At 47.0% G+C, this 21,803-nt stretch carries 21 protein-coding genes and 2 pseudogenes; 11 read left to right on the top strand and 12 right to left on the bottom strand.

Annotated elements, in window-relative coordinates; translation table 11 throughout:
• Positions 1–178: 178 nt before the first annotated feature.
• On the top strand, positions 179–463 hold the full coding sequence (locus B0X71_RS19910; protein ID WP_077591301.1) for a hypothetical protein: 285 nt from the start codon (positions 179–181) through the stop codon (positions 461–463).
• 109 nt (positions 464–572) lie between these two features.
• Positions 573–797, top strand: coding sequence for a hypothetical protein (locus B0X71_RS19905; protein WP_077591300.1), 225 nt, complete (start codon positions 573–575; stop codon positions 795–797).
• 354 nt (positions 798–1,151) lie between these two features.
• Here B0X71_RS19905 and B0X71_RS19900 read toward each other — a convergent pair whose 3' ends face one another.
• Entirely contained in the window at positions 1,152–1,694 is a 543-nt protein-coding gene (locus B0X71_RS19900; RefSeq protein ID WP_077591299.1) for an NAD(P)H-dependent oxidoreductase, read from the bottom strand.
• Positions 1,695–1,969: 275 nt separating this feature from the next.
• Here B0X71_RS19900 and B0X71_RS19895 point away from each other — a divergent pair.
• From B0X71_RS19895 to pstA, 4 genes and pseudogenes are all read left to right on the top strand, one after another.
• Positions 1,970–3,165: pseudogene (locus tag B0X71_RS19895) on the top strand (IS256 family transposase).
• 424 nt (positions 3,166–3,589) lie between these two features.
• Positions 3,590–4,615 (top strand): PstS family phosphate ABC transporter substrate-binding protein, encoded by a 1,026-nt coding sequence (locus B0X71_RS19890; RefSeq protein WP_077591298.1) that lies wholly within the window; start codon positions 3,590–3,592, stop codon positions 4,613–4,615.
• 116 nt (positions 4,616–4,731) lie between these two features.
• Positions 4,732–5,670 (top strand): phosphate ABC transporter permease subunit PstC, encoded by a 939-nt coding sequence (gene pstC, locus B0X71_RS19885; RefSeq protein ID WP_077591297.1) that lies wholly within the window; start codon positions 4,732–4,734, stop codon positions 5,668–5,670.
• Positions 5,670–6,548 (top strand): phosphate ABC transporter permease PstA, encoded by an 879-nt coding sequence (gene pstA / locus B0X71_RS19880; protein WP_077591296.1) that lies wholly within the window; start codon positions 5,670–5,672, stop codon positions 6,546–6,548. The genes pstC and pstA overlap by 1 nt, the downstream gene beginning before the upstream one ends.
• A gap of 419 nt (positions 6,549–6,967) precedes the next feature.
• Here pstA and B0X71_RS19875 read toward each other — a convergent pair whose 3' ends face one another.
• The 3 genes from B0X71_RS19875 to pstB all read right to left on the bottom strand — a co-directional run bounded on the left by B0X71_RS19875 (position 6,968) and on the right by pstB (position 9,390).
• Positions 6,968–7,681 (bottom strand): response regulator transcription factor, encoded by a 714-nt coding sequence (locus B0X71_RS19875; RefSeq protein ID WP_198038762.1) that lies wholly within the window; start codon positions 7,679–7,681, stop codon positions 6,968–6,970.
• A gap of 253 nt (positions 7,682–7,934) precedes the next feature.
• Positions 7,935–8,594 (bottom strand): phosphate signaling complex protein PhoU, encoded by a 660-nt coding sequence (gene phoU / locus B0X71_RS19870; protein WP_077591294.1) that lies wholly within the window; start codon positions 8,592–8,594, stop codon positions 7,935–7,937.
• Positions 8,595–8,616: 22 nt separating this feature from the next.
• Positions 8,617–9,390 (bottom strand): phosphate ABC transporter ATP-binding protein PstB, encoded by a 774-nt coding sequence (gene pstB, locus B0X71_RS19865; RefSeq protein WP_077591293.1) that lies wholly within the window; start codon positions 9,388–9,390, stop codon positions 8,617–8,619.
• A gap of 729 nt (positions 9,391–10,119) precedes the next feature.
• Between pstB and B0X71_RS19860 the strand changes: the two genes are divergently transcribed.
• Positions 10,120–11,640, top strand: a complete 1,521-nt coding sequence (locus B0X71_RS19860) for an alkaline phosphatase (RefSeq protein ID WP_077591358.1) — start codon at positions 10,120–10,122, stop codon at positions 11,638–11,640.
• Positions 11,641–11,759: 119 nt separating this feature from the next.
• Positions 11,760–12,437: a class D sortase gene (locus B0X71_RS19855; protein WP_077591292.1), complete on the top strand. Its 678-nt coding sequence runs from the start codon at positions 11,760–11,762 to the stop codon at positions 12,435–12,437.
• 294 nt (positions 12,438–12,731) lie between these two features.
• Here the strand turns inward: B0X71_RS19855 and B0X71_RS19850 are convergent, their stop codons facing one another.
• A complete protein-coding gene (locus B0X71_RS19850; protein WP_077591291.1) occupies positions 12,732–13,427 on the bottom strand; it encodes a DUF4352 domain-containing protein in 696 nt (231 codons plus the stop codon).
• A 71-nt stretch (positions 13,428–13,498) separates the two neighbouring features.
• Positions 13,499–14,911, bottom strand: coding sequence for an alkaline phosphatase (locus B0X71_RS19845; protein WP_269750121.1), 1,413 nt, complete (start codon positions 14,909–14,911; stop codon positions 13,499–13,501).
• A 340-nt stretch (positions 14,912–15,251) separates the two neighbouring features.
• Between B0X71_RS19845 and B0X71_RS19840 the strand changes: the two are divergent.
• The 3 genes and pseudogenes from B0X71_RS19840 (at position 15,252) to B0X71_RS21175 (ending at position 17,367) form a co-directional block, all read left to right on the top strand.
• Positions 15,252–16,530, top strand: a pseudogene (locus B0X71_RS19840) (IS110 family RNA-guided transposase).
• A 447-nt stretch (positions 16,531–16,977) separates the two neighbouring features.
• Entirely contained in the window at positions 16,978–17,124 is a 147-nt protein-coding gene (locus B0X71_RS21180; RefSeq protein ID WP_156890001.1) for a hypothetical protein, read from the top strand.
• A 69-nt stretch (positions 17,125–17,193) separates the two neighbouring features.
• Positions 17,194–17,367 carry a hypothetical protein gene (locus B0X71_RS21175; RefSeq protein ID WP_156890000.1) on the top strand — a complete coding sequence of 58 codons (174 nt, stop codon included), beginning with the start codon at positions 17,194–17,196 and terminating at the stop codon, positions 17,365–17,367.
• A 105-nt stretch (positions 17,368–17,472) separates the two neighbouring features.
• Here the strand turns inward: B0X71_RS21175 and B0X71_RS19830 are convergent, their stop codons facing one another.
• From B0X71_RS19830 to B0X71_RS19810, 6 genes are all read right to left on the bottom strand, one after another.
• Positions 17,473–17,661, bottom strand: a complete 189-nt coding sequence (locus tag B0X71_RS19830) for an IS3 family transposase (protein WP_077591289.1) — start codon at positions 17,659–17,661, stop codon at positions 17,473–17,475.
• 99 nt (positions 17,662–17,760) lie between these two features.
• Positions 17,761–17,898 carry a hypothetical protein gene (locus tag B0X71_RS21170; protein ID WP_156889999.1) on the bottom strand — a complete coding sequence of 46 codons (138 nt, stop codon included), beginning with the start codon at positions 17,896–17,898 and terminating at the stop codon, positions 17,761–17,763.
• A 19-nt stretch (positions 17,899–17,917) separates the two neighbouring features.
• Positions 17,918–18,547 carry a hypothetical protein gene (locus tag B0X71_RS19825; RefSeq protein WP_077591288.1) on the bottom strand — a complete coding sequence of 210 codons (630 nt, stop codon included), beginning with the start codon at positions 18,545–18,547 and terminating at the stop codon, positions 17,918–17,920.
• Positions 18,544–19,587, bottom strand: a complete 1,044-nt coding sequence (locus B0X71_RS19820; RefSeq protein ID WP_077591287.1) for a FecCD family ABC transporter permease — start codon at positions 19,585–19,587, stop codon at positions 18,544–18,546. Before B0X71_RS19820 ends, B0X71_RS19825 begins: the two co-directional genes overlap by 4 nt.
• On the bottom strand, positions 19,580–20,554 hold the full coding sequence (locus B0X71_RS19815) for a FecCD family ABC transporter permease (RefSeq protein ID WP_077591286.1): 975 nt from the start codon (positions 20,552–20,554) through the stop codon (positions 19,580–19,582). Before B0X71_RS19815 ends, B0X71_RS19820 begins: the two co-directional genes overlap by 8 nt.
• 95 nt (positions 20,555–20,649) lie before the next feature.
• Positions 20,650–21,621 (bottom strand): ABC transporter substrate-binding protein, encoded by a 972-nt coding sequence (locus B0X71_RS19810; protein ID WP_077591285.1) that lies wholly within the window; start codon positions 21,619–21,621, stop codon positions 20,650–20,652.
• Positions 21,622–21,803 lie beyond the last annotated feature (182 nt).

Raw genomic sequence — 21,803 nt, 5'->3', positions numbered from 1 at the left:
GTTGACGATCTTTTGAACGCTCTCCACAGAAATCGGATTTGCTTTTCCGCCGTGTTTCGTCAGGAAGAAATGTCGGGCTTATAGACTTCTTCCCGGACTTCCAGGTAAGCCTGCAGATCATGAGTGATGAACGGACAAATTAGAGGAAGTTCCTGGTTAAAAGGGGGGTATGGTTGGCATGAGAAAACAACAGTCCTTGGAAGTCGTTGAACAACTCTGCCGGGGAGGAAAAGCGAGAGGTGTGATTACCTGGCGTTTCCCGTACCTGACTGGCCACGACTCCATTAAAGCAAACAGTAAAGAGACACAGAACGTATTTCACCCTGATATTGACGAAGTGGTTAAGATTGTAGATGTGTCCATTGACCGTGATACCAGCCTTCTGATCCCCAATTGGACAAAGAACAGCATCACTTCAGCCGGAACACCCTTGCCTGTCTGCATGTATACGGACATGAACTGATTTTTGATCATCCGGTCAATCGCATCCGAATCCCGCTTATGGAAATTACGCAAATCATCTGTATCGACTGACCGGCAACGTCTGTCCGTTTGTGAAAGGAGAGGATCTTATGAGACCGTCCGTAAGAATCGAAGACCGTCCGGGTATCAAACTGACTAATGCCGACGTCGAAAAAATCACCGAGACTTGGTTCGAACAATTGAAAGCAGACTCGCCGCATGTGGCGCATCGGGATAAAATCCTAATCCGTTATTTGCTGCACTCGATGGATTACTACGGGAATGTACTGGCCATGCTGGATAAAATGAGGGAACAGCTGGGATTGCCCATGTAGAAGATGAGCCGGACACTATCCGGTTTGGAGCGATTGAATCTAATCCACCGCCGAAGAGGAATCATAATCGTGAATACCCATAGAATTCCGAGTGCGTCTCCATCTACGGAAGGAGAAACCTTGTTTAGCAGACGGGGAATTTAAGGGATACGCAAAATGCTCGGGGAGAATCATTACCGAGTGGGTGGAATGGTGTTTTTTTCTATAGCCATAATGAAGCAAAACCGCCTGTTCAAATGCGAACTGGCGGTTTTGCTGGCTACAGAAGACCTGAATACGCTTATGCGGCAGTTTAAGTTTTACTGAAGTATCGAATGCCTTTTTCGAAAGCATTGCTTAAAAGAAGTTTGAATTTTACTGATATAATTTTTTGGCTGTTTCGGCAACTAGTTTTCCATATTCTCTTGCGATTTGCACTTCTGTATCGTTCGGTTTGTTCATCGGTGCATCCCGGGAAGCTTCGACAGGGATAACAGCTGTGGCACCGTATGGATTGCCGAATTTTGCCCGATCTTCATTGATTGGTCCAGCATTTGAAACAATAACCATGCCATGATGCTGCATAGGAGTTTGTAGAGCTCGGCAAATGTTTTCGACTCCACCGTGCTGAGTAGAGGTTGTCGCAAAAACCCCCCCCACTTTTCCTTGAAGAGCGCCTGTAAACCAAAGCTCTCCCAGTTTAGGAAGGAAAGAAGCCATTTTAGCATTGGGTTCGCCAAAAATTCCGGAAGAGCCCCAAATGATTCCGGCAGCTTCTTTTAATTCTTCCGGGTCTGCTTCATCCACTGACTTGTAGATCACGTCGGCACCGTCAACTTCTTTGGCACCTTCCGCGACTGCATTCCCTAATGCTTCTGTGTGACCAAAAAGACTGGCATGTAAAACAAAAATTTTCATAATTAATACCTTCCTTCTTTGAAGTTATAGAATTTTAAACAAAAAATAAAATAAGAGTTCGAGATTCCAAAAGTAACAATCTCGATATCCATATGGTTTTTGTATTTCCATCTTCGCATGTTATTAAACCTCTAATGATCCACCTACCGGATATGTGCTGTGTGAGGAGAAGGAGAGCGTAAAATATCTTGTGTAAATGAGTGAATAGAAAAAGGAAGACCTCATCCTGTAGAATTGAGCTACCACACCAAATTCACAGAGATGAGGCCTTCCCTATGAACCAGTTTACAACAGAACTTGCGCAAGCTCTAGTAAAGAAAGAAGATATCACAGATGTGTTCCGCAGCCATCTCGAAGCGGCGGTGAACCTCCTGCTCGCAACCGAGCTGACGGCGTTTCTGGATTATGACAAATACGATCGCGCCGGCTTCAATTCCGGCAATTCACGCAACGGTTCTTATAACCGGACACTCCGTACGGAGTTTGGTGAGCTTCAGCTGACGATTCCGCGGGACCGCAACGGCGAATTTGACCAGCAGACCGTGGCGCCGTACAAGCGGTCGAACGACACACTTGAATCCTTTGTCGTCCCCCTGTTCCAAAAGGCGTGACGATGTCTGAGATCGCCGATCTGATCGAGTGGATGTACGGCCATCACTATACACCGCAGACCGTCTCCAATATGGCGCGCGCAGTCGGTGAACAGGTGGAGGCCTTCAAGGCGCGTCAGCTGGCGTCGCGCTATGTATGCGTCTACCTGGACGCCACCTCTATCGCACTCAAACGCGACACGGTCTCCAAGGAAGCGGTTTATCTGGCCATCGGCATCCGGGAAGATGGCTCGAAGGAAGTTCTCGCCTATACGATCGCACCGACGGAATCGGCCTACGTCTGGAAAGAGGTCCTCCAGGACCTGAAAGAACGGGGAACGGAAGAAATCCTCCTGTTCGTCACGGACGGACTGAAAGGGATCACTGACTGTATCGCCAGTGTCTATCCGGATGCGAAGTACCAGGCATGCCACGTCCATGTCTCCCGCACTATCGCCCATAAAGTGCGCGTCCAGGACCGGGCAGAAATTTGCGAGGACTACAAGGCGGTATACCGGTCTGAAGACCGGGAGAAGGCAGCGGACGCGCTGGATGCCTTCATTGCCAAGTGGAAAACCGCTTATCCGCGTGTCACCAAATCGCTCGCCGACAATGGGCACCTGCTTACATTTTATGATTTCCCGGCCGCCATCTGGCCGAGCATCTATTCGACGAATCTCATTGAATCGTTTAACAAGGAAATCAAGAAGTACAGCCGGCGCAAGGAACAGTTTCCGAATGAGGATTCCCTGGACCGTTTCCTGGTGTCCCGGTTTGAGACTTATAACCAAAAGCACGCCACCAGCTGCCACCGTGGCTTTAACTCAGCGCGCGCTGAATTGGTGGCCATGTTTAAGCAGAAAGAGCAGCCGACAACTTAATAGGATCTGCAGGATTGGGGATTAGCCATTTACACATAATTCTTGACGCTCCCATTAAGACTGAAGTTAATAGAAGAAGACAAACTTCATCACCAACTTCACGTAAGAACCATTCTAATTTATCATTCACACCACTTGTTTCTTCGGCAAAACGGCAAACACCAGTCCACAGAAAAAATGTCATTTTACTTAAATTTGAAAACGTCTCCAAATAGAGTTTGGCTGCAACAAAACAACTTATCTAAACACGACAAATAAATGGTCGCAGTCGATTAACTATATTTCTTGTCGTAAATTCATGTTAAATTTGAAATTTACATCATCTTTACATAGTATTCACGATTCTTTAACATGGGGATGCTAAGATGGGTTTGCAGTTGGAAAATGAAAGATTATTAGATTCTAATTTATAGGGGGAAAAGAAATGAAAAGAATGAAATGGCTAAGTTTAGCAGTACCACTTACGCTGTCAGCCGGCGTTCTTGCTGGATGCGGAGAAACAGTGGAAGAAGAAGCAGTAGAACCCGTAGAAGAAGAAGTAGTAGAATCGACCGAAGAACCGAGTGAACAAGAAGAAGTCGCAGCAGTTTCAGGGGAAGTACTTCTGGATGGTTCCTCCACAGTTCAGCCGATCATGGAGGCACTCACTTATTTATACAATCAAACGCAGCCAGAAGTGGAAACGGTATTGAATACATCCGGTACCGGCGGCGGATTCGAACGGTTCACACTTGGTGAAACCGACTTCAGTAATGCGTCCCGGCCGATCGCGGAAGATGAAATCGCCCTCGCTGAAGAAAATGGAATTGAATATACAGAACTCGAACTCGCTTACGACGGACTATCCATCGTGGTCAGCCAGCAAAACGACTTCGTCGAGGAATTGACAGTCGAGCAGCTGAGAGAAATTTTCCTGGCGGACAGCGGGGCGACCATGTGGTCGGACATCAACCCGGAATGGCCGGATGAAGAGATTGTCATTTTCAGCCCGGGTCATGATTCCGGAACGTTCGATTACTTCAATGAAGTGATTCTGGAAGAACAGCCGATGCGGGAAGGCGAAAATGTCACGCTCAGTGAAAACGACAACACACTTGTCACAGGTATTCAAGGCAACCCGTACGCGATCGGATTCTTCGGTTATGCGTATTATGAAGCCAACCAGGATACGCTGAAAGTGCTCGGAATCGCTGAAGAGGGTGGAGAAGCCGTTGCACCGAGCCCGGAAACGATCCAGGACGGCTCTTACACACCGCTGTCCCGTCCGCTGTTCACGTATGTGAATAACGAAGCACTGAAAACGAAGCCGCAAGTGGCTGATTTCTCAATCTTCATCCTGGAAAATGCGGCTGAAGCTGCTACACAAGTCGGCTACGTAGCGCTGCCGGAAGAAATGTATCAGGAGCAGCTGGATGAAGTAACAAACCTCATCGGCGCAGAAGCCGAATAAACGAAGCACACAATAAGGGCAAGGGTCAGATCACGGTAACCAGTGATCTGACCCTGACCTTGTTTAGGGAAAGGGAGCTTGCTCCTTTAATATGTCTCAACAAAAAGAGGATAAAGATGGAATCTTCAACAAATCAAGCAAAATCTGTTCAACTGATGATCCAGCAGAACAAGCGGAAGAAAAATGTGCGGAAAACGACGGAATCTCTCATTCCGACATTCTTACTCATCAGTGCTGTCATCTCTGTCCTGACGACAGTCGGCATTTTCTTCACCCTGCTGCGGGAATCCATTGTATTTTTCACTGAAGTGTCGTTCGCCGAGTTTTTCCTGAGTGCCCACTGGTCGCCTTGGACCGGAAGCTTCGGAGTCCTGTCCTTGATTGCCGGTACACTGCTCATCACGCTGATCGCAATCGCTGTTGCCTTGCCGCTCGGTTTCGCTTCGGCTGTGTACTTGAGTGAATATGCGACACCGCGGACCCGGAGAGTGATCAAGCCGGTGCTGGAAGTGCTGGCCGGCATTCCGACTGTCGTCTATGGCTTTTTTGCCCTTACTTTCGTCACACCGATCCTGCAGAGCCTGATTCCAGGCCTGCTCGTGTTCAACGCGTTAAGCGCCGGCATCGTGGTCGGCATCATGATCGTCCCGATGATCGCATCCCTGTCGGAAGACGCCATGAACGCGGTTCCGAATTCACTGCGCGAAGGTGCTCTTGCCATGGGCGCGACGAAATTGGAGACCACGTTCAAAGTCGTGGTGCCTGCCGCGCTTTCCGGAATCGTGGCGTCTGTCGTCCTCGGTATATCCAGGGCGATCGGCGAAACCATGATCGTCACCATCGCGGCCGGGGCTTCCCCGAACCTGACATTCAATCCGCTGGAATCCATCCAGACGCTCACGTCATTCATTGTGCAGGGAGCTACCGGCGATACATCTTTCGGGTCGACCATCTACTACAGCATCTACGCTGTCGGCATGACGCTGTTCGTGTTCACATTCGCGATGAATCTCTTGTCGCAATACATTGTCCGGAAGTTTAAGGAGGATTACTAATGGCTTCGAAAGAAACGGCATCCACAGCCAAACGCATAAAAGGAAGAGTGACGCTCAATAAGGGGCTGAAGTACCTGTTCTTAGTGGCGACACTAGTGGGATTGGTCTTCCTGGCACTGCTGATCTACCGGGTTCTGACGCAAGGCATCGGCTACTTAGGCGTTGATTTCCTCACCAGCTTCCCGGCTCCGTTTCCAGAAGAAGCCGGATTTCTGGCCGGCATCATGGGCTCTGTCTTCCTGATGCTCCTGACTGCGCCAATCGCGGTCATCCTCGGTGTTTCCACGGCATTGTACTTGGAGGAATATGCAGCGAAGAACCGGTTCACCCGGTTCATTCAAGTGAACGTCCAGAACCTGGCGGGCGTTCCGTCAATCGTATTCGGCCTGCTCGGCCTGACGTTCTTCGTGTATTTGTTCGGCATGGGCTACACCTTGATTGCGGGGGCACTCACGATGAGCCTGCTGATCCTGCCGGTCATTGTCGTCGCATCCCAAGAGGCAATCCGGTCCGTGCCGAATGACTTGCGGGAAGCCTCTACCGGGATGGGCGCCAGCAAATGGCAGACCATCTGGACGATCGTGCTGCCGGCTTCGGTTCCCGGCATCCTGACAGGATCCATTCTTGCGCTGTCCCGGGCAATCGGGGAAACAGCTCCATTGATTGTCGTCGGCGCTGCCACGACGATTTATTCGATTCCTGATTCGCTGCTCGCCAATTACACAGCGATGCCGATCCAAATCTACAGCTGGATCATCCGGCCGCAGCCGGAATGGCAATTCGTCGCCGGTGCAGGAATCATCGTCCTGCTCGTCATCCTGTTGGCCATGAACGCCATTGCCGTCTGGGTCCGGAACAAGTTCCAGCACAGATACTAAGCACACAAGGGCTATCCAGAAAGTCGTATTTCCGACTTAAGGATGGTCTTTTTCGTGTTTCACACCCTTTTGCGAGACGATCACTAAATCGCAAACAAGAGCTCATCAACCGGTAAACGCCTCGAATTCTTTTCTAGGTTTCATGCTTTGAGTTTTTGAGAGGTAGTAGAGTAGTTATTAGAGACTGGCAGTGTTCTGTCTACTTATAAATCAGGTTATAAAATAGCCGAATAAAAGGGGAGGAGTATGTCATTCTGCCTCTATGTATACCGAACCAGTAAACTCTGAAGAATGATGAGAAAAAGAGAGGGGTGAAGGGATAGCTTGGCGACTGCGAGAACAGGATGAGAACTCCCGTTTATCCTCGGAAAAGAGCTGGGAATTAGTGAAGGAGCAGGCGAACACAAAGTTCGCCCGCTTTAAGTAGAATTGTTGAATTTTAAGTAATATCCTCTTCCTCGGACGGTCGCAATGTTGAAAGAAGTTGAGCAATCCAAGCCGAGCTTATTTCGAATATTTGAGATAAACATGTCAGTGATGCGTTTGTTATCGCTTGTTTTTCCGAATGTATTCTTAAGTTCGTTTATGATATCTTCTCTCGTGACAATTTTCCCCCTGTTTTCATACAAAAACAGCAACGTAAAGAATTCGCGTGGTGTCAGTTCGATGACTTCTTCATTTTTTTTGATTTCATAACTATTCGGATACAGTTTAAATTCATGGATATGGATACATTCTGCCTGCAATAATTGAGTCGCCCCAAAACTCGTCAACTGTTGAAAAATATTGAACTGTTTGACTACCCGGGCTTGTGCTTCCCGGGTGTTCATGCCCCTCGACAGCACTTCATCAGCCCCTGCTTCAATCATCAGGATGGTATTCAGTCCATCATCATCCGCCGAATAAATAATCAACGGTTTATCTGCGAAGGCGGTCTTGATCTTCCTAATGAAAGAAACGATGTCAAGTTTAATAAGGTCGAACGAGACCAGAACACCGGAGACACTTGACCGTACTGATTTCACCAGCGTCGGCTCAATTTCGGACAAGTATTCAAAATGATACCCTTTATTGATCAATGCATCTTTCCCGGGGAAGTTTGATTGACTATCAAATACTAGTACATTTTTCATTATACTCATCCTAAATTGAAATTTTGCTTCCTGCGGTCTTGGAAGCTTAAAGAAAGAGGTTCCATAAAAGTTAATCCATATGAATAAAACAAGATTTTCAGCCGAGGTGATATCATCTACTAGGAGGGATGATAGTTATAGCAAAATTGCAGGCGACAAGACAGCCGATTAGCTGTGGTCGATGAAAAGTGCCTCTCATAGCGATGAGAATAACAGACAAAAGCTTGTAGTTTAGGTTCTAGAAAAATAGGATTTACGTGTTTAAATCTGTTTTGATTCCCTTGACCATGTAAATCGTATTTTCCGAGATGTTGGTCACATGGTCGCCGGAACGCTCCAAGTAGCGGCAAATCATCGCCAATTGCATGATCTGTTCCATGTTCGTGTTGTCTTTCGTCGCAATGTCGATCAGTTCCGTGATGGATTCCTTATAGAGCGCATCCACTTCATCATCGATCTTGGATGAAGCAATTGCGAGCTTCGTGTCTTCGTATTTATACGCATCGATCGCCTGCGTCAGCATTTTGTTCACCAAATCGGCCATTTGCGGAATGTGAATGATCGGTTTGACCAATTCCGCTTTTCCGATTCTGATCGTCGATTTGGCCACGTTAACGGCGAAATCGGCAATTCGTTCAACATCGCTCGAAATTTTCAAGGAAACGATGATTTTGCGCAGATCAGTGGCCAGCGGCTGTTCTTTTGCAATTAGTAAAATTGCTTTTTCATTGATCTTCTCTTCTAACGCATTGATTGCTTTATCATTTTGGATGACTTCTTCAGCGAGCACCGTGTCCTGCTGCTTCAGGCTTGCAACTGACTGACTCAGCGCTTCACGCGTCATGCCGGCCATGTGTTTAATGTCTTCCCGTAATTCGCTTAAGCTTTTATCAAAACTGCTTCTGTTCGCCATGGTTTGTTTCCCCCGCTTCAGTTTATCCGAATCGTCCTGTGATATAGTCTTCTGTTCGTTTGTCCTCCGGATTTGAGAACAGTTTATCCGTTTCATCCATCTCGATGACTTCCCCGTTCAGGAAGAAGGCCGTTTTATCTGAAATCCGGGCCGCCTGCTGCATATTGTGTGTAACAATGATGATGGTATAGTCTTTTTTTAATTCTCTGATCAGTTCCTCTACTTTTAATGTGGAAATTGGATCCAGCGCGGAAGTAGGTTCGTCCATCAGAATGACGTCCGGCTCAACTGCCAGGCAACGGGCGATACAGATCCGCTGCTGCTGACCACCGGAAAGGCCATAGGCATTTTCGTGCAGCCGGTCTTTTACTTCCTCCCAGATGGCGGCGCCTTTTAAACTTTTCTCGACGATTTCATCCAGCACCTGCTTCTTTTTAATGCCATGGATTTTCGGCCCGTATGCCACGTTCTCGTAAATTGATTTCGGGAAAGGGTTCGGCTTTTGGAACACCATCCCGACATGCGTTCTTAGTTCTTCAACCAAATAATTCGAATCGAATATTCCTTGGTTCCGGTATTTAATGTCCCCGGAGGTACGTACGGAAGGAACCGTCTCAACCATTCTATTTAAGGTCTTAACAAACGTTGATTTACCACATCCAGAAGGACCGATTACCGCGGTCACCTGGTTTCGGGCAATTTCCATGCTGATATTCTTTAGCGCATGGGTATCGCCGTACCACAGATTCAAATCCTCCACTTTGAAGATTGCATTGCCATCCATTGTTGCGCTCATGATTTTTATCCTCCGAACTTATTTTGATCCTTTTTTCTAGTGTTTTTACTTTAACTATATCAGTTCAACTAACATTTAAACTGTTCTTTGTATTTACATAGAAAAAGGCGAGACGGAGTAGCCCACCTAACCTTTACTTATGCTGTCAAGAGGAAACTCTTTATGAACTTTTTGTTTTCTATAAGTTAAATTGTAACGAAAAACTATTAAGGACTCATTAACGTAATGTAAAGATAATGTAAAGAGGGCCGATTTTTATAAAAGTTACCATAACCGAGCTCCGCAACATAAGCAACAGGACTTCTTTTAGTTTCCTTCTTTAATGGGATAATGGGGAGCACAAAGACATACGGCATTCCTCATTCCTCGGAGAACCCAGTTGTCATATTACATCTTCTGCTTTGCTCAATACCATATTATATAAAGATTCACTATGTTTAAACTTACCAGGGCTCAGTTCAGTGCGTTGGGTGGTTTTCTTAAAAAAGCCCCACAATTTCGAAAAACGACGAATGCTCACTCACCCTCTCTTATGCACAACGCATATTTTGTTGGAGCAGCAATCTCTTCGGTTTTGGAAATTTGAACAGTGCGTATATTCAAATGATTTTACGAATTCTTTACGGTTAGTTAATAGGCCCTTAACAACCCTTCTCCATAATAAAAGGTGTACGAAAACTTTACGTAGGAGGGGAAGTAACGGTGAAAAAACATTTCACGAGAAAGTTCATGTCGACAGCTGCTTTATCGTCTTTAGCTCTAGGAAGCATTTCGCTTACACCAGTTTCTGTTGTTGCTGCTGAAGAGGAAAAAACGGATATCGAGCAGGCCAAAAATGTGATTATGATGATCGGGGACGGCATGGGACCTGCTTACATGACAGCCTACCGCTACTACACGGAAGATCCGGAAACACAAGTGATGGAAGATACGGTGTTTGACCCATACTTAACAGGAATGCAAAAAGTGTACAGTGCCGACCCTTTCCATGATGGAGGGGAGGGGGATACAAAAGAAAATATACCGGATTCAGCCGCAACTGCCACTGCGATGGCATCGGGAGTTAAAACATACAACGGAGCAATCGGCGTGGATCTCGACCAGCAGGAAACCAAAACAGTACTTGAAGCAGCAAAAGAAGCGGGTAAAGCTACAGGGCTCGTTGCCACTTCTCAAATCAACCATGCGACGCCTGCTGCCTATGGATCCCATGATGAATCCAGAAGAAACTATAACGAGATTGCAAATGACTATTTCGATAATACAGTCAACGGCGAACATGTCATTGATGTCCTGCTCGGTGGCGGTACGGATTACTTTGTCCGTGAAGATCGGGACCTTACTGAAGAATTCCAGAATGATGACTATAGCTATGTGACAAGTACAGAAGAGTTGCAGGCAGATAACAATGACCAAGTCCTGGGCTTGTTCGCGCCTGTAGGCCTTGATAAGGCAATCGATCGGCCAGAGGAACAGCCTTCACTCGCTCAGATGACAGAAGCGGCATTGGATCGTCTCAGCGAAGATGAGGATGGCTTCTTCTTGATGGTGGAAGGCAGCCAGATTGACTGGGCCGGACATGACAACGATGTGGTGGCTGCAATGAGCGAAATGGAAGACTTTGCTGGTGCTTTTGAAGAAGTAATGGAATTCGCGAAAGAAAACGAAGATACGCTTGTGGTAACAACTGCAGACCATTCAACGGGTGGACTATCGATTGGCCGTGGCAGTGCTTACGAGTGGCATCCGGAAGTGATTCACGCGGCGGAGAAGACACCGGATTATATGGCTGCATTGATTGCTGAAGGAGCCGACATTGAAGACGTGCTCCGGGACAATATTGGATTTGAACTAACCACTGAAGAAATTCAGTCGGTAATCGACGCGAAAGATAATGCGCCGGAAGAAGAGCTGCTGGCAGAAGTAGATAATGCCATTGAGCATATTTTCAATGTTCGTTCCGGAACTGGCTGGACAACGGATGGGCATACAGGGGAAGATGTTCCTGTTTACGCTTATGGGCCTGGGTCTGAACTTTTCAATGGAATGATTGATAACACAGATAATGCAGAAAACATCTTCAAAATTATGGAGTTGGCCACGGACGAAAATCTAAACGGAGTCAGTGTAGAAGGCGAGGAACTGGCAGATACGGCCACGAATTATCCTCTTGGGACTCTTGCTGGCATCATGGCTATTTTAATGGGAGGAGCTCTCCTCGCCACGCGCAAGCGTAAGCCGCTTCAGTAAAGGTAACCATTTGTTAAAGGCACTGTTTTTCTCGCAGATTCAAGTACCTGGTATGGAGGGTGGGCGTTGGTTGCCTGCCCTTTCTTTTTCGTCTAAGCTAAAAGTAAGGAGGTGCCCACGTGTTAAGACAAGCAGGTATTTTATTCGTTATCCTCGGTATCTGCCTCATCGGCTGGAATGGGTATGGATGGTGGGACCAGACGAGCGCCGTCACAATTGATAAAGAGCAGGCCCAGTCAATAGATGAAAAGTGGAATGACCGGACACAGGAAGCTACACTTCTACCCCCTATGGAAGAAGGTGATGATCCAGTAAAGCCAACGGAAACCGTAGAGCAAAAAGAAGTGGAACAGGAGGAGTACTTAAAGACACCCAGTTATGAGCAGGGAGACGAAATCGGTCAGCTGACCATCCCGAAAATGGGAAAAATCTTTCCGATTCACTGGGGCACGGATCAGCAAACACTGCAAAAAGGGGTCGGCGTGTATGATTCTTCTTTTACTACGCTGCCAAACGAGCGGCGCCATACAGCTCTTGCCGGACACCGGGATACCGTCTTTATCGGTCTGGACCAGCTGGCAGAGGGGGACCGGCTTTACCTGGAAGTAGAAGAGAAAAAATACGAATACCAAATCCGAGATATCTGGATTACCGACGCCGAAGACCGCACCGTAATCGTAGAGAAGGAAAAGCCCACATTGACGTTGACAACTTGTTACCCGTTTGATTTTATAGGTTCAGCCCCAGACCGTTATATTATTCAGGCAGAATTAATCAAAGTAGAAGAAGTTCACTAAAAGTTATTATTTTATTCGTTGTTGTTTCTGCCAAGGAGATATCTTGAAAGAAAACAGCTGCCGCTAAATGAATTAGCGGCAGCTGTTTTCAAGTCGTTCTTTCCTGACAATCGAGTTATCTTCCTCGCAACGGTCGCGATACTTTCTTTTAACCATTGCGGTCCCTCTGATTGCTTCAGGAGAAATCGTCTGATCAAAATCTTCGTTTAAATCAGTGTCTTTGGAGTGAAGTAATCAAGCCTGGAAGCAGTCGTTGGCTATTTTAAAGACATCTTAAATCATCAGAAGGCTTTTTTAAAAATCGATTTCGATGATTTCTCCTGGATTCAATACGTTCTTCTGTTCATCGAACACATCACTTGGGTGGATTTTTATTGACTTCAGGTGTTCAATGTCTTCCTGGTCCAGAACAAACGCAAGCTCACCCGTTTTCACTTCATGGGGCTGAAGCTGGCCATATAAATTCTGAAGGTAAAAATCGTCATCGAAGTCTTTTTTCTCCCCCTCGTTTGTTTCGAGAATGGAGACGGGCGCAAAATCCACCACCTGGTCAGAAGTGTTCTCTATCGTAACGTGTAACTTGAGATAGTTAAAGTTATCTTCACTATGCGTGAAGCCATGGAAGTAATCGATTAAATCATGAGAAGGGGAGTAGTTCACCACTTTTATATTGAAAACTGTCAGTTGGATGGGGCCAATCGTATGCGCCTTCTGGTAATCTGTGATGGCTTTCAAGGTGACTGTTCCGTCTTCGTCAGTGAAAACCTGTCCAATCTCATTTAAAGAACGGGTATCAGGTGCTTGGGGGTTATTGACGTAACCGGTGTCCGAATTATCAGGAATGTTTTTTTTCGCCACGTTATCCCTAGAGCTGCCGGCTACGGTTTTTGTCTCGGAAACTGTTTCGCTCCCTGAATCACTCTGTTCTACAGCATTTGAGCACCCGGTCATTAAAAGCAAGCTGCTCAATAGAAAAGCCGTAAATTTCATATCGCTTCCTCCGGACTGTTGGAATGTCTTATAAAATCCCGCTACTGGAAAAGCAGCGGGATTGGTTCTTCTTATTTTCCGTTTCTTGCGTTACCCAGTACGTCCATCACTTTTTGTCCAAGGATATGGTTATCATGCAGGCCGATGAATTTCGCCGCTTGCGGACCGTAAGCATAGACGTTCACGTCGACACCTGTGTGACCGCCGGTTGTCCAGCCTGTACCTGATCGGATATCGAAGATATGCTCAATGGCATTGTCGATTTTACGAACATCGTTAGTGGCAGCCGCGTCTTTGACGGTTTGGACTTCTTCAGCTGTCAATTCCAAGTCGATATACTCCGCCAGTACTTCCTCCACCGGATTGCCATCAGCAATTAGCGCAGCCATAAAATCCGGTGTGCGATCCGCCGCTTTTAGTGAGGCTGGATCCCACTTGTATTCACCATCCCGGCCAAGTGTGAATCCGCCCGTTGAATGGTCGGCAGTGGTAATAACCAGTGTGTGAGGATCCTGTTCAGCGAACGCAATTGCCCGTTCGAATGCCTGTTCGAAATCCTCCATCTCGCTCATGGCAGCTACAATATCGTTGTCATGTCCAGCCCAGTCGATCTGGCTGCCTTCCACCATCAAGAAGAAGCCGTCCTGGTCCTTGCTTAAGCGTTCCAGTGCTTCATCGGTCATATCGGAAAGGGAAGGTGTCTCCTCACTCCGGTCAATGGCTTTATCGAGTCCTTTCGGTGCAAAGAGGCCAAGAATCTGATCGTTCTCATCATTGAGCAGTTCATTTTTTGTCAGTACAACTCCGTACCCGTCTTCATCAAACTCGCTTGCCAGGTTTCGATCTGCACGGTCGAAGTAAGCGGTGCCGCCACCCAAGAGAACATCGACTTTATGTTCGCCATTGACCAAGTCATCAAAGTAATCATCGGCAATATCATTGTAATTATGACGCGACTCATCATGGGCACCAAATGAAGCGGGGGTTGCATGGTTGATCTGGGATGTTGCCACCAGGCCTGTCGCTTTCCCATCTTCTTTTGCCGCTTCCAGCACTGTTTTCACTGCATTCTGTTCCATATCAACGGCAATTGCGCCATTATAGGTTTTAATTCCGGCAGCCAGCGAAGTCGCTGCAGCAGCAGAGTCAGTTACACTCTGTTCTGGATCCCAAGAATATGTCTGTTGCATTCCAACCAGGTATTTATCGAACGCTGTTTTTTCCATATAAGGCGTTGCAGGGTTATCTTTGAAAGCACGGTAAGCCGTGTTGTATGCCGGTCCCATTCCGTCGCCGATTAGAAAAATCACATTTTTGATTTCCGCCTGGTTTTGGCTTTCTGCTTTCACTTTAGCAATAGTGTTTTGGCTCTTCTTATCTTCTTTTGCCTCCGCTCCAGGATAAGAGACGGCAACCCCTCCAACTAAAAGTGATGAGACAACCATTGCAGGTACTATCTTGTTACGCCATTTTTTGTGAACCAACGTTATGTTCCTCCTCAAAAAGTGATTTTCCTTACAAGAATGACTTTAACAGGAGATTGTTAAGCTCCTGTTTCAAAAATGTAATGGTTTTGTAAACTCCTTTTCAAATAAAAGGAGAGCCATTAATTTAGGTTTGCGCAGCTAAAGTGTATGGGGATAGAAATATCGTTTCTTTTCAGGATGAGAATACTTGATAAGAAGTAGTAGCAGTTTGTTATAAGGAGCATTCCTGTTAGGGGGTTTTAAGAGGCCTTGAAACAGAAAGAGCCCTCTTGGTATGATGCGGGGTGTCAATACGCTACGAATTGACCCCTAACTTAGCTGCCAAGGAGGACGCCACTTGCATTCTAAAACGAACGATAAAATTAATCAAGTCACAGAGCGTACGCTCGTGATTGGCATGGATATTGCGAAATACACCCATTACGCGGTATTCGTCGATGAGCGGGGACGGGAACTGGAAAAAGCGTTTCCCATCAAGCAATCCCAAGCGGGATTCCAACTGCTGTATGACCGGATCCTGGAAGCACTCGAAACGAGTGGGCGCACAGAAGTGGTTGTCGGCATCGAACCGACCGGCCACTACTGGCTCAATCTCGCCTACTTTCTGAAAGACCGGGGCATTCCGCTGGTCATGACCAATCCGATGCACGTCAAACGCTCAAAGGAACTGGATGATAATCTGCCGACCAAGAATGACCGCAAGGACGCGCTCGTCATCGCCCGCCTCGTGAAAGACGGCCGGTTCAGCTATCCGCGGATCCTGGAAGGCATCGAAGCCGACTTGCGCGTCGGTGCGACACTCCGTGCGAATCTGACGGAAGAGCAGGGCGCCGTGAAGAATAAGCTCATTCGCTGGCTCGACCGGTATTTTCCGGAATTCCGGCGCGTATTCCCGACATTCGGAAAGATGGCGCTGGCCATCCTGGAAACGGTCCCCTTTCCGGGTGACGTGGCCCGGATGAGCGACGATGAGCTTCTGGCTGTCTGCCGGACAGTGAAAGGCATGAAAGCGCCGCAGCGACCGAAAGCGAACGAACTGATCCGGGTTGCGGGCGATTCAATCGGCGTTACGGAAGGACGGAAGATGGCCCACACATGAAATCGCCACACTCGTCCGCCGGTACCGCCAGCTTGAAGAAGAGATCGATGATCTCTCACAGGAACTCAAAGCGCTGGTCCAGTCGACTGCGGAGTATGAATTCCTGGCCACTGTTCCGGGTCTCGGCGATCCCACGATCGTCGACCTGTTATCCGAGATCGGCAGCTTCACCCATTACCGAGATCCACGCCAGCTCATCAAACTTGCGGGACTCACACTGCGGGAGAATTCCTCCGGCATGCATAAGGGGCAGAAGCGGATTTCCAAACGCGGCAGACGGCGGCTCCGGGCGCTCCTCTTCCGTGTCATGATGCCGATGATCCGACACAATGAAGCGTTCCGGAAACTGCACGACTACTATACGAACCGCCCGCAGAACCCCTGGCGGAAAAAGCAGTCCATCGTGGTCCTGTGCGGCAAACTCTTGAAGATTCTACACGCACTGTGCACCAAAGGCATTCACTTTGATGCGGCGCGCATGATGCACGACCAGCCCTGCCTCCAAGAGGCAGTCTGAGATCACATCCGCCATTCGATACGCATAAGCATGACACGGAGAAGCCGGCACGATTTTTTCCATTCGACCTGTTGAGTCTCTAAAGGAGCTTCGCTGGCCTCTGCCTTATGATCAGACCGAACGAAGGAATGTGGGCACCAGATGCCATGAGACACGGGAGGGTACGTCGTCATAAGCAACGCAGAGATCCAAGGTGCATGACATACCGGATCAGAACCAATCATTTCCATTGGTTTCAGCGAAGCGTACCCAAGCTTTTACAGGATTTATCAAGGAAATAAATATCTGGCAGTATGGTGGTCGAAAAAATATTTTTGGCACCTTGAAAAACGGTGAGAATAATCCAACTCGTATTCAACCAAAACATCTCTTATTCTACCTTAAAAATGGATACGACAAAATGAGTTTCGACATATTGAAACTACTAACCCAAAGGACGTGTCAAACATGGGCAAACGGAAATCGCCGGAATACAAGGAATATGTGGTCAAACTTCTTCTGGACGACGACAGAAGGGCCACTGAAGTCGCTTGCGAACTGGAGCGCAAACCCAACAGGATCCGTCGTTGGGCAGTGACCCGAAAGCACAAGTGAAGATGAAAAGCGAGACCGTCAGGTGGCGAACTTGAAAATGGAGAATGAAATCTTAAAAAGTACTTGGACATGGAAAAGGAACTGGGAAAAACAGTCCTCCAGCTTGTGGAGAAAGTAAAAGGAAAGTATACCTACCGTGAAAGCGATCCTGCCGACCCTTGGCATGTCCTTGTTCCACCAATTATCGGTGGGCTGGCTGAAGGAACTGTAACAGTTGAGAAGGAAGCAATCATTCAACTATGACGCAACTGACTTAGTATAGCTAAATGAACCTCTTCACTCATTCACCAAGGGACAATCTTCGGGGTCGACCTTACCCATTTGTGATGCGTTGACCGAAGGCACAGTCTAATAGTCACCGGGAATAGGTGTTTCACCCCTGTTTTTTGAGAAGTTAAAGGATGTTTGGCATTTCAATTGCTTCCGGGAAGTATTGTAATGGAAGACGTAATCGTCAATCATCGCTTTTAGTTCTTCCAAATTCGCTACCTCCTGAACATTCACTTCATCCTTAAAATGGCTGAAGAAGGACTCCATTGGGCCTTATCCAGACAGTTGCCGCGACGTGACATGGACTGCCCGGGTCTCAGCTGTTTCATCTCGCTGCTGGTACTCTGGAAACGTGAAATGGAAGTCTTAGTCGGAGTAGATGGCGGCTTTCGGATGGACATTTCCGTCCAGCGCTACTGCCAGTTTATTCAGCGTCCGATGGACGATGCGTATACTGCGGCTGGTGGGTAGTTCATACGTAACGATTTCATAGTATTCATTCACTTTTTGATGAAGATCATGATCATTTACAGGAGCTTTTCAGCGGACAGACAAGACAATGAGTCATTTCCTTTTCTTTATCCAACTTATGGAAATAGCAGCATGTTTGTCGTTTATGTTGCTCAGTCAATATGGCGGAAGGAGTAAGATAGGGACGCATCGGATGAGTATTCCACTTGAAACAGTCACCGCTCAAGCTTTGTAATTCCTCTGCCACCTCTATGATTCGTTCATTATGCTCGGGATAGCGTTCTATCATTTTCCGTAGATAAGAATTCAGTCGCACAGCTACGTTTTCCCATAAAATCGGCAAATGGAGGTTCGTCGTCGAATTGAAGGCCATCAACACAAGTGTGAGATGATCAGCAAAGAGACTGTTCCAGGAATCAGACACAGATTCTGTTTCAAAAATCAGTGATTCATCAGTAACGAATTTCAAGTCTTCACTTAAGTGAACGGCAGAAATGGGAATTGCTTTCCCTCGTTTTTCAAAAATCAAAGGATCGAGAACCTGAGGGGGGAGGACTTGTGCATATTTCTTCATCATCATAGATGCCGTCACTTTTAAGTTTGGAGCATGAATCCGTTGCTGTTGGTGCTGTAAGAATGCCCGACATGAAGATTCATTCAATAAAGAAGAAGCTGCAATCATTTCTTCATTCCCTTCCGATTTTTATAAAGCAAATAAATAAAGAACGGCGCTCCGATTCCGGCTGTGAATACACCTGCGGGAATATCGGAAGGCAAAAAAGCTGTACGTGCGATAATGTCAGCGATCATGACGATTAAGGCGCCGATTAACGCAGTGCCGAATACAAGATTACCGAAAGAGCGTTCGAGCAGGAGTCTGGCAATATGTGGGGCGATCAGACCGACAAAAGCAATTCCTCCGGCAAACGAAACAGCACTGCCAGCAAGTCCCACACTTAAGGCAAGCAGAAGGAGGCGGAAGAACTGGAGACGAACTCCCATCCCGATTGCCACATCATCGCCGAGTTGCTTGATATTGACGATTCTTGTGAAAAATAAGGACGTGAAAATGAGCATTACTATGATCGGAACGAGGATAGTGACTTCCTGCCAGTTCGTTCCATACAAACTACCAGTCATCCATAAATAAATCCTAGTTGCGATTGTTGCCTCGCTTGATACCATGAAGAGGGTAATGACGGCGTTTGTTAATGCGGAGATGGCGATTCCGATTAAAATCAACCGCATGGGAGTTACTCCATTTTTCCAGGAAAGCAAATAAATGATGGCGGTGGTGCCAGCAGCTCCAATAATCGACGCTAATGGTAACCAGTGCACGCTCACCTCGCCAAGGAGATAGACGATAAAAAGGACGGCTCCTACTGAAGCACCCCCGGTCACCCCGATAATGTCTGGAGAGCCAAGTGGATTACGGATGATTCCCTGTAAAATCAAACCGGAAACGCCCAACCCAGCTCCGACGATAGCGGCCATTAAAACCCGTGGTGCACGTAATTCAGTAAGGACAAAGGCATGTTCACTCTCGGCAAACAGCTCCTTTATGACGGATGAAACAGGGATATAGCTACTTCCCGCTGACAAGCTGATAATGAGGACCCCAAAGGTCAACATGGCTAAAAAGGCCAAAAGGAAAAGGGAGCGTTTATGGAACTGCATAGAAAAGGAATCCGATTTACTTCTCAGCGTAAAATACTCAGTCACCTTTCTTCACTCCTTTTCTAGCCACGTAAATAAAGAACGGAACACCGAAAAAAGCGGTCATGACACCGATCGGCATTTCCTGAGGGGCGATGATCACCCTTGCGATGACATCGGAAAGCAAAAGAAGAATTGCCCCGAACAGACCGCTGAGGGGTAGTCCCCATTGATAATTCGGCCCGGTAATCCCTTTGGCAATATGCGGTACGACAAGACCGACGAAACCGATCGCTCCTGCAATCGCAACGGCGCCCCCTGCCAGAAAAATGATGATTAGGCCTGCGACTAGCTTGACGAAAACCGTATTCTGACCAAGACTTTTTGCCACATCTTCTCCTGACATCAAAATATTCAACGGCTTTCCCATCAAAAACGCGATAAGAGTGGCGATGATGACGAAAGGGAGGACAGGAAGAAGCATTTCCATATTCCTTCCGGCTACCGAACCGGACAGCCAGAATAACACGCTTTGCATCCGCTGTTCATCTAAAACGAGCATCCCTTGCGTGAAGGAAATGAACAGTGCGCTGATTGCGGTTCCCGCAAGGACCAGACGGATTGGAGATAAGCCGTCCTCCCCGATCGCACCGAGAAAATAAACGAGTACACCAGCTACTCCAGCGCCTAAAAATCCGATCCACATATATCCAGTCAAAGAATCGACTGATAAAAAAGTGGCGGAAAAAACAATAAAGAACAATGCGCCCGCGTTGACACCGAAAATATCGGGAGCGGCTAATGGATTCCGGGTGATGATCTGCATCAGCATACCCGCAATTGCAAGACTTGCCCCGATTGTGGTTGCGATCAATGTGCGTGTCAGACGTGACGAACGGACGATGATGTGATGGGTACTCGTTGGATCATAGTGGAACAGAGCATCCCAAACGGTAGAAAGGGGTATCGGAGTTTTTCCTAAAGCCATGCTTAACAGAACGGAAAGCACAAACAGGAGAACTATGCCTAGCATGAACAGCCATTGCCTATGGGGGATATCGCAATTGATTTCATGAAACTTCTCTCCAATAGCAATAAAGATAGGAGATTCCCTCCTATCTTTATATGTTATTTCTCTAGATTATAGTGTTCATATAGTTCGTCCAGCATGAGATTAGCGGCACGGATTCCGCCAGCCATATTCCAGACAACTTGATCGACACGGTAAACCCGGTCATTTTGAACGGCATCGAGTTTTCCCCAGAGGGGATGACTTGTCCAGTCGGCATAAGTATCCTGGACAGCTGGCTCATCGTCCATGAAGACGAAAAACACATCGGCATTCATTGCGGCGATACTTTCCTTGTCTGTCAGTTTGACGCCCCAGCCTTCTCCTTGCTGGCTTTCAGGACGAGTAAAACCGGCATCTTTTAAAATGGAACCTGCGAAACTATCATAATAAATGCGCGCATGATCACTACGGAAATTGATTAATGCAACGTTTTGCGGCCAATTGTCCCCAAGCCGTTCTTCTGCTTTTGTCTTGAAATCGTCAATGCGCTTCTCCCAATCGGATAAAATTTCATCTGCACGATCTTGTTTATTCATTGTTTCGCCCAGTAATTTGACGGTGCCTTTGAAGTCATAAACGGCATCAATGGCTACGGTCGGCGCAATTTGGCTTAACTTTTCATAGATATCCTCGTGACGCATTTTGGAAGCAAAGATGACATCCGGATTTTTTGCTGCGATTTCTTCCAAGTTTGGCTGAGTTTCTTGTCCAACGATTGGAGTTCCATCCAAATCTTCTTGAAGATATGTGTAAATCGGTTTCTGCACCCAAGACTCTACAATTCCGACTGGTTCTAGATCAAAGGCTGTCGCTGCATCAGTGGCCCCTTGATAAAGAGTGACGACTCTTTCTGGTGTCCCTTCAATTTCTGTCGTTCCCATCGCGTGTTCAATTGTACGGACTTCCTCATTCGTTCCTTCCATTGAAGAATCTCCGGAAGAAGAAACGGTATTTCCGCAAGCGGCAAGCAAAGCGGTCATCATCAAGACGAGTAGGAGCACGCCCCGTTTTGAAAAGAATTTAAACATATGTAGTCCTCCTGCTTTCTGTGATATTGAGAATCATTTTCAACATGGTCAATTCTACTTTTCTTGAAAGTCATTGTCAATATAGAACAAGTCACTAGTGTTGCATAAAAGCAGAAGAACAATCGATCGAAATATTTTGAATCATTTTCGCCAAAAAAGAAAATGCCTGAATAAAGGTAGCA

This window comes from Planococcus lenghuensis (genome assembly GCF_001999905.1).
Taxonomy (GTDB): Bacteria; Bacillota; Bacilli; order Bacillales_A; family Planococcaceae; genus Indiicoccus; species Indiicoccus lenghuensis.
The sequence above is the reverse complement of the archived record's forward strand: the minus strand, read 5'-3'. Positions and strand labels throughout refer to the sequence as shown.

Excerpts from the sequence above, each read along its gene's own strand:
- pstA (WP_077591296.1), top strand. The coding sequence starts at position 5,670 with ATGGCTTCGAAAGAAACGGCATCCACAGCCAAACGCATAAAAGGAAGA.
- B0X71_RS19905 (WP_077591300.1), top strand. The coding sequence starts at position 573 with ATGAGACCGTCCGTAAGAATCGAAGACCGTCCGGGTATCAAACTGACT.
- pstB (WP_077591293.1), bottom strand. The coding sequence starts at position 9,390 with ATGAGCGCAACAATGGATGGCAATGCAATCTTCAAAGTGGAGGATTTG.
- B0X71_RS19900 (WP_077591299.1), bottom strand. The coding sequence starts at position 1,694 with ATGAAAATTTTTGTTTTACATGCCAGTCTTTTTGGTCACACAGAAGCA.
- B0X71_RS19875 (WP_198038762.1), bottom strand. The coding sequence starts at position 7,681 with ATGAAAAATGTACTAGTATTTGATAGTCAATCAAACTTCCCCGGGAAA.
- B0X71_RS19825 (WP_077591288.1), bottom strand. The coding sequence starts at position 18,547 with ATGATTGCAGCTTCTTCTTTATTGAATGAATCTTCATGTCGGGCATTC.
- pstC (WP_077591297.1), top strand. The coding sequence starts at position 4,732 with ATGGAATCTTCAACAAATCAAGCAAAATCTGTTCAACTGATGATCCAG.
- B0X71_RS19890 (WP_077591298.1), top strand. The coding sequence starts at position 3,590 with ATGAAAAGAATGAAATGGCTAAGTTTAGCAGTACCACTTACGCTGTCA.
- B0X71_RS19830 (WP_077591289.1), bottom strand. The coding sequence starts at position 17,661 with ATGGAGTCCTTCTTCAGCCATTTTAAGGATGAAGTGAATGTTCAGGAG.
- B0X71_RS19850 (WP_077591291.1), bottom strand. The coding sequence starts at position 13,427 with ATGAAATTTACGGCTTTTCTATTGAGCAGCTTGCTTTTAATGACCGGG.
- phoU (WP_077591294.1), bottom strand. The coding sequence starts at position 8,594 with ATGGCGAACAGAAGCAGTTTTGATAAAAGCTTAAGCGAATTACGGGAA.
- B0X71_RS19815 (WP_077591286.1), bottom strand. The coding sequence starts at position 20,554 with ATGCTAGGCATAGTTCTCCTGTTTGTGCTTTCCGTTCTGTTAAGCATG.
- B0X71_RS21180 (WP_156890001.1), top strand. The coding sequence starts at position 16,978 with ATGGGCAAACGGAAATCGCCGGAATACAAGGAATATGTGGTCAAACTT.
- B0X71_RS21175 (WP_156890000.1), top strand. The coding sequence starts at position 17,194 with ATGGAAAAGGAACTGGGAAAAACAGTCCTCCAGCTTGTGGAGAAAGTA.
- B0X71_RS19810 (WP_077591285.1), bottom strand. The coding sequence starts at position 21,621 with ATGTTTAAATTCTTTTCAAAACGGGGCGTGCTCCTACTCGTCTTGATG.
- B0X71_RS19860 (WP_077591358.1), top strand. The coding sequence starts at position 10,120 with ATGTCGACAGCTGCTTTATCGTCTTTAGCTCTAGGAAGCATTTCGCTT.
- B0X71_RS19910 (WP_077591301.1), top strand. The coding sequence starts at position 179 with ATGAGAAAACAACAGTCCTTGGAAGTCGTTGAACAACTCTGCCGGGGA.